The sequence below is a fragment of the Rhizobium sp. P1_B8 genome (assembly GCF_056406515.1).
In genome coordinates, this window is record NZ_JBFTZZ010000025.1 from 55,070 (window position 1) to 61,393 (window position 6,324).

The following is a 6,324-nucleotide window of genomic DNA, read 5'->3' on the forward strand; positions in this document are numbered from 1 at the left end:
AAGTGCGCGCCGGCTATTTCGCCGCAGCGAGCACATCCTCGTTGGCGGCGTCGAATTGCAGTCGCGCCAGCCGGGCATAGATGCCGCCATGGCGGATCAGGCTCTGATGCGTGCCCTCCTCGACGACGCGGCCCTGATCCATGACGAGAATGCGGTCGGCCTTCAGGACGGTTGCCAGGCGATGGGCGATAACGAGCGTCGTGCGGCCGTCCACCAGGCCGTCGAGCGCCTTCTGCACCAGCGTCTCGCTTTCGGCGTCAAGCGCTGAGGTCGCCTCGTCGAGCAGCAGCACGGAGGCGTTCTTCAGGATGGCGCGGGCAATGGCGATGCGCTGGCGCTGGCCGCCGGAGAGCATGATGCCGCGTTCGCCGACCTCGGTCTCGTAACCCTGGTCCAGCCGGGCGATGAATTCGTCGGCCTGCGCGGCAAGGGCTGCGGCGCGGACCTCGTCACGCGAGGCGCCGGGGCGGCCGAAGGCGATGTTGTCATGGATCGAGGCGGCAAAGATGGTGACATCCTGCGGCACGATGGCGATGCGCTGGCGCAGCTCGTCGGGCGTCGTCAGCTGCGCGTCGACGCCATCGATCGTCACGCTGCCCTGCTGCGGATCGTAGAAGCGCAGCAATAGCGAAAAGACGGTGCTCTTGCCGGCACCGGAAGGGCCGACGATGGCGACCGTCTCGCCTGGCGTGATGGCGAAGCTTAAGCCATGCAGTGCCGATTTTCCGGGGCGCGAGGGATAGGCGAAATGCACACCGGAAAATTCGACGCGACCACGGCTGGGCGAAGGAAGAGCCTGCGGGCTGGCGGGGGCTGTGATCGGCGAGACTTCGTCGAGAAGTTCGGTCAGCCGGTCGGCAGCACCGGCTGCCTGCGAAAGTTCGCCCCAGACCTCCGACAGCGCGCCCAGCGACCCGGCGGAGATGACGGCATAGAGCAGGAACTGGCCGAGCGTGCCGGCCGAGAGCGTGCCAGCAAGCACGCTATGGGCGCCGACCCAGAGCACGGCGACGACGCTGCCGAAGATCAGCGTGATGGCGATCCCCGTCAGCAGCGCGCGCGAGCGGATGGCGGCGCGGGCAGCCTCGTAGGCGGATTCGACGGCGGTGCCGTAACGCGTCGCTGCGGCATCCTCGCCGTTGAAGGCCTGGACGGTGCGGGTCGCGGCGATCGTCTCGTTGGCGAAGGCAGAGGCATCGGCGAGCGTATCCTGGGCGGCGCGCGAACGTTTGCGCACCGAGCGGCCGAAGGCGACGAGCGGGAAGACAATCAGCGGGATCGCTCCGATGACGAGGCTCGAAAGCTTCGGCGAGGTGACGATCATCATGCCCATGGCGCCAATACAGAGGATGAGGTTCCTGAGCGCCACCGAGGCGGTGGCGCCGACGGCCGACTTGATCTGTGTCGTATCGGCGGTCAGGCGCGAGACGATCTCGCCGGACTGGTTGACGTCGAAGAAGGAGGGCGACAGCCTCGTCACATGGGAAAAGACATCGCGGCGAAGATCGGCGACGATGCGCTCGCCGATGGTGATGACGAAATAATAACGCAGCGCGCTTGCGACCGCGAGCACGACGGCCATGACCATCAGCATGGCGAAGTAGGTGTTGATGAAGCGGCCGTCCGACTGGGTGAAGCCGTGATCGATCATGCGACGCACGGCGAGCGGCAGCGCCAGCGAAGTGATGGCGGCAAGCGCCAGCGACATCAGCGCACCGGCCACCATGCCGCGATAACGCATGACGTAGGGCGTCAGCCTGCCGAGCGGCTGTAGCGACCGCCTTTTGTTTTCCTCAGCCCGTGCCTGCTCTGCCAAATCGTCTCCGATCGCCCGCGGGACCCGCGCAATGCGGCCTGTAGGCTCTTGTTATCTAGGCGTCCTTCATGTATAGGCACCGCATCCTAATGGGAAGCCGTAGCCATCACGACTGCGGCTTCATTTATTCAATCGGTTCGTTGGCCGCAACTGCATGCGGCAAATTGAACTCCGGTATCGCAGGAAGATTGTTATGAAGGCAGGCATCCATCCCGAATATCACATGATCAAGGTAGTCATGACTGATGGCACCGAATACGAAACCCGCTCGACCTGGGGTTCGGAGGGCGCTGTCATGAACCTCGAGATCGATTCCAAGTCGCATCCGGCTTGGACCGGCGGCAACCAGCAGCTCATGGACCGCGGTGGCCGCGTCTCCAAGTTCAACAAGCGTTTCGGCGGCCTCGGCCTCTAATCGCTTTTGCTCGATGGAATTCGAAGAGAGCCCGGTTTCGCCGGGCTTTTTTGCGTTTGCAATGGCTTACAGCGTGTCGCGTCTTTTCAGACGTGCCAAGGACGCTGTCGGAATGCTGGTGTTCAGCGGCAAACAAAAAACCGGCCACGTAAGACGCAGCCGGTTTGTATCGAATTCTTGCGGATCGGTCAGTTGTTGCCGAAGGCGGTCTGCAGCAGGGAAAGCTGGGCCTGGACACTGTTCTGATTATCATGAATGATCACCGCTTCGGACGGGCGGTAGATCTCGCGGTCGAGCAGGGCGATACGGTTCTGCAGACGTAGCGAGCGTTCGACGAGGTCGCGGAAGGATTCCGGCAGGTCACCCCAGCCGGGTGCGGCGCGGTCGACGTTGAAGCCGTCGAGGCGAACCTTGTTCTTCTCAGCGAGCACCTGGTCACGGGACATTTCGCCATTGTTGACGGCGCGCTGCAACAGCAGCCAGGAGGCCATCTGCATGAGGCGGGTGGTCAGGCGCATCGATTCCGCGGCGTAGAGAACCGAGGCCATCCGCGGCAGAACCTTGGAGGCGGCGCGGCCCTGGCCGTCGAGGTAGGCGGCAGTCTCTTCGACCAGCGACATGCCTTCCGCGTAAAGTGCCTTGAACTGCGAGGATGCAGCGGCGCGGCCTGCAAAACTGATCGTGTTCAACCCAACTTCCGACATCGCAATAGTCCCTGTTTGCACGCAGCTACATATATTCAGGTAACGCCGGCACCGACGGAAAAGTTTCCAGGCCGGGTCTTTATGACTTTAAGATGGTATCATTAGCCCAAATGCGCAAGCCGTTTCTTAAGAAAGGGTTAATCTCCACAGTTTCGTGGAAGTGCGCCGGCCACAGGAAAAAGAAGAGCCGCAAACGCGGCTCTCAAGGTAAAACAGGGAGAAAAATCAGACCAATTCACCGCTTGGAAAACTGTCTGAGATCCAGAGAAAATCCGGATGAATATAGTAATATCTTATAAAGCTTAATATTTTATTAACATTGTGCMGAATTAAGACTTGAGGCGGGTAATTTTATCCGCCTATAGCCTTGTCTTTTGGGGTTTTTAGCGGATTACGAGCGGAAGAAGCTTTCCGCCGCCTGCCGCCCGGAGGCCTTGCGACCGGCCTCGGCCTCGAGACGGGCGATCTCCGTCTTCAGCAATTCCACCCGCGCCTTCAACTCGTCGACCGAAAGCATGGAGAGATCGGCGCCGATCTCGTGGGCGACTTTCTTCTGCGGCCGGTCATCATCGATGAAGCTCATGGTTCGTCCTCCGTTTGCCAATGCTCTATAGTTTTTCCACGCAATTCCGGACGCAAAACCGCCGCGCACTTTTTGCTGGAATGGCTCTAGCCGAACTTTACCGCAGGATCGCCGCTTTCGGGAGACTTTCCGGTTTCAGGAGATTTGCCGGTGCCGCGATCGGCAAGCGACATGCTTTGCGGTGTCAGCATCGGCGAGGTGCCGGTCGGGATCGTCGTGTAGGCGTCGCGGTCGCTGGCCGGGACGGCGGCGCGGATCCGGCTTCTGATGATGGCGTAGACGGTGATCAGCACATGGGCGATGGCGGTGACGAGGAAAAGCGCATGTGGGGTGATCGCCGACATGACCGGGCCGCCGATCGTCGGGCCGATCACCGTGCCGATGCCGTAGAGAAGTAGCAGGCCACCGGAGACCTTGACGAAATCCTCCGACGCCGCGAAGTCGTTGGCGTGGGCAACGGCGATCGGATAGAGCGTATTGGCCACCGCGCCGTAAAGGACAACGAGCCCGATCAGCAAGCCGGCGGACGTCGGGTGGAGCAGAAAGATCAGCAGGCCCGCAACGGCGGCGATGCCGGACATGGCGGCGAGCACATAGCGCCGGTCAATGCGATCGGAAAGCCGGCCGGCCGGCAGTTGCATCACGGCGCCGGCGAAGATGGTGGCGCTCATCATGATGGCGATGCTGGTGTCGGAGAGGCCGGCGCCAGCGCCGAAGACGGCGCCGAGCGTGCCGTAGGCACCATTGGCGATGCCGACGAGCAGGATGCCGAGGCAGGAGACCGGCGAGTTGCGATAGAGTGCAGGCAGGTCGAGGCGCACCGCCTTCAGCGGCTGCGGCGAAGCGGCGGTCGAAAGCGTCGTCGGCAGCATGGCGATGCAATAGAAGATGCCGCAGATCATGAACAGCACCGGCGTGCGCACATCCTCGAGCGGGATCATCATCTGGCCGCCGACAACGCCGAGCAGTGTGATGCCGATATAGAGGGAGAAGATCGCGCCGCGGCTCTCGTTGCTGGCGCGCTCGTTCAGCCAGCTTTCGATGATCATCGACGTGCCGGCGGTGGAGAAGCCTGTGACGGCCCGCAGAACCACCCACCAGACCGGATGGATGATGATGCCGCTGACCAGCGCGATGATGGCGATGATCGAGATGAAGCCGGAGAAGGCGCGCACATGGCCGACACGGCGCACCAATTTCGGTGCCACCAGGCAGCCGATGACAAAGCCTCCAGCCCATGACGTGCCGAGCAGGCCGAGCGTCGTCGTGGCGTAGCCTTCGAGATTGCCGCGCACAGGAAGCAGGATGCCCTGCAGGCCATTGCCCATGAAAAGGAAGAGCGTACCAAAGAGCAGCGCGGCGACGGACAGCAGATTTCTCTTCATTTCCCCAGACTCGGTCTTAGCGATTTGCAATGGACATAAGGCAGGACCTGCGTCAGCCCAGCCTCAAGATGATTGATTGTGCCCCGGAATGTCTTTACGGCGTGTCGAGATCCTCTTGTTCGCGCGGAAAAATGTCCGTCCTGTGACATTCCGAAAAACGGAAAAAATAAAGCATGACAAAGCTGATAGCCTTGCTGCTCATCCTTGCCATGGCGATACAGCTGATCAAGCCGCTCGGGCTTCCCGGCCTCCGACGGCGGATGGATTTCTGGAAGATCGCGCTGATCGCTTTCGGCGTCTGGGCAGTGGCTCTGCTTTCACGCGACTTCATGATGTAGCCCCTGGATTACGCATAACCGGGGGCGACGACCCCACCGGGATCGTCAGTCCTGCAAGCTTATTTCTCCGCACATGACGGAAACGCAGCCTCCGGAGATGACGACATCGCTGACGATGCCGCCGGACTTCGCGACATCAAGGGTGATGACGCTGCGGCGGCCCATTTCGACGCCCTGTTCAATGGTGATGCGGGCGTTCATATCGGCCTCCGGCGCAAGTGAGACGAGATAGGCGCCAAGCGCCGCAGACGCGCTGCCCGTTGCCGGATCTTCGGGCACGTTATCGAGCGGCGCGAACATGCGGGCGCGGATATTCCATGGATTTTCGGCTGTCCTCACATAGAGGAAGAGCGAGAAGTCGTGGCCGCTCGTCGCCTGGCGGCCGGCAGCTGCCTGAAACCCGGCAAGGTTCGGGCGGGCGGCGGCCAGCGCTTCGAGCCCGTTCAGCTCTGCAATGGCGAAGTTCAGGCCGACCGAGGCGAAGACCGGGGCATGGGTGGTGCTGACGATGACGCCAGGGTCGAGCGCGACGCAGCCGGCGACGGTTTCCTCGGCAATGATATCGCCGATCGCCAGCGGCTGCGGTGCGCGGATGGCGGCAGCAGCAACCTTTCCGCCGCTGCGTTTCAGGCTGACTTCGACGACGCCAGCCTTTTCCTCGAAGCGCAGCGTATCGCCGACCGGCTTGCCGAAGATCTCCGCCTGCTGGCCGAGCACATAGGCGGTGCCGACGTTCGGGTGGCCGGCGAAGGGTATTTCCATCGTCGGCGTGAAGATGCGCACGCGGGCGGAATTTTGAGCGTCTTCCGGCGGCAGGACGAATGTGACTTCGGAATAGTTGAACTCGGTGGCGATCTTTTGCATCGCCGCATCGCTCAGACCGCGCGCATCGGAAATGACGGCAAGCGGATTGCCCTCGAAGCGAGTGGAGGTGAAAACATCGACGGTGACGTAGGAGAGGGTGTTCATGGCGGCTCCTGTTGTGACAGGCCGCTATGAGTAATCACGGTTTTCGAGGGAACGAAGCGGTTTCTTGTCGCCGTGACAATGGGAGGAAGGGGAGAGGGACGGGGGGGGGGGGGG

Annotated in this window: 7 protein-coding genes; 2 read left to right on the top strand and 5 right to left on the bottom strand. The window is 61.9% G+C overall.

Translation table 11 applies throughout. The annotated features are described in order from the left end of the window. Positions 1-13: 13 nt before the first annotated feature. Complete coding sequence (locus AC1D2N_RS25850; protein WP_130758981.1) at positions 14-1,816, bottom strand: ABC transporter transmembrane domain-containing protein; 1,803 nt, start codon at positions 1,814-1,816, stop codon at positions 14-16. 193 nt (positions 1,817-2,009) lie between these two features. Between AC1D2N_RS25850 and rpmE the strand changes: the two genes are divergently transcribed. Then, positions 2,010-2,231, top strand: coding sequence for a 50S ribosomal protein L31 (gene rpmE, locus AC1D2N_RS25855; RefSeq protein ID WP_003542805.1), 222 nt, complete (start codon positions 2,010-2,012; stop codon positions 2,229-2,231). A gap of 188 nt (positions 2,232-2,419) precedes the next feature. Here rpmE and rcdA read toward each other — a convergent pair whose 3' ends face one another. The 3 genes from rcdA to AC1D2N_RS25870 all read right to left on the bottom strand — a co-directional run bounded on the left by rcdA (position 2,420) and on the right by AC1D2N_RS25870 (position 4,903). Continuing rightward, positions 2,420-2,935: a protease adaptor protein RcdA gene (gene rcdA, locus AC1D2N_RS25860; protein ID WP_018243478.1), complete on the bottom strand. Its 516-nt coding sequence runs from the start codon at positions 2,933-2,935 to the stop codon at positions 2,420-2,422. A 391-nt stretch (positions 2,936-3,326) separates the two neighbouring features. Next, positions 3,327-3,518 carry a DUF1192 domain-containing protein gene (locus AC1D2N_RS25865; RefSeq protein ID WP_018243477.1) on the bottom strand — a complete coding sequence of 64 codons (192 nt, stop codon included), beginning with the start codon at positions 3,516-3,518 and terminating at the stop codon, positions 3,327-3,329. A gap of 86 nt (positions 3,519-3,604) precedes the next feature. Beyond that, complete coding sequence (locus AC1D2N_RS25870; RefSeq protein ID WP_018445941.1) at positions 3,605-4,903, bottom strand: MFS transporter; 1,299 nt, start codon at positions 4,901-4,903, stop codon at positions 3,605-3,607. 173 nt (positions 4,904-5,076) lie between these two features. Between AC1D2N_RS25870 and AC1D2N_RS25875 the strand changes: the two genes are divergently transcribed. Then, positions 5,077-5,241 carry a hypothetical protein gene (locus AC1D2N_RS25875; RefSeq protein ID WP_018243475.1) on the top strand — a complete coding sequence of 55 codons (165 nt, stop codon included), beginning with the start codon at positions 5,077-5,079 and terminating at the stop codon, positions 5,239-5,241. Between the two features lie 45 nt (positions 5,242-5,286). On the opposite strand, the gene AC1D2N_RS25880 is transcribed toward AC1D2N_RS25875, so the two are convergent. Continuing rightward, positions 5,287-6,210, bottom strand: a complete 924-nt coding sequence (locus AC1D2N_RS25880) for a PhzF family phenazine biosynthesis protein (protein ID WP_130758980.1) — start codon at positions 6,208-6,210, stop codon at positions 5,287-5,289. Between the last annotated feature and the right edge of the window lie 114 nt (positions 6,211-6,324).

Bases quoted from the DNA above. Each gene is read 5' to 3' on its own strand.
- rpmE (WP_003542805.1), top strand. From the start codon at position 2,010: ATGAAGGCAGGCATCCATCCCGAATATCACATGATCAAGGTAGTCATG.
- rcdA (WP_018243478.1), bottom strand. From the start codon at position 2,935: ATGTCGGAAGTTGGGTTGAACACGATCAGTTTTGCAGGCCGCGCCGCT.
- AC1D2N_RS25865 (WP_018243477.1), bottom strand. From the start codon at position 3,518: ATGAGCTTCATCGATGATGACCGGCCGCAGAAGAAAGTCGCCCACGAG.
- AC1D2N_RS25870 (WP_018445941.1), bottom strand. From the start codon at position 4,903: ATGAAGAGAAATCTGCTGTCCGTCGCCGCGCTGCTCTTTGGTACGCTC.
- AC1D2N_RS25875 (WP_018243475.1), top strand. From the start codon at position 5,077: ATGACAAAGCTGATAGCCTTGCTGCTCATCCTTGCCATGGCGATACAG.
- AC1D2N_RS25880 (WP_130758980.1), bottom strand. From the start codon at position 6,210: ATGAACACCCTCTCCTACGTCACCGTCGATGTTTTCACCTCCACTCGC.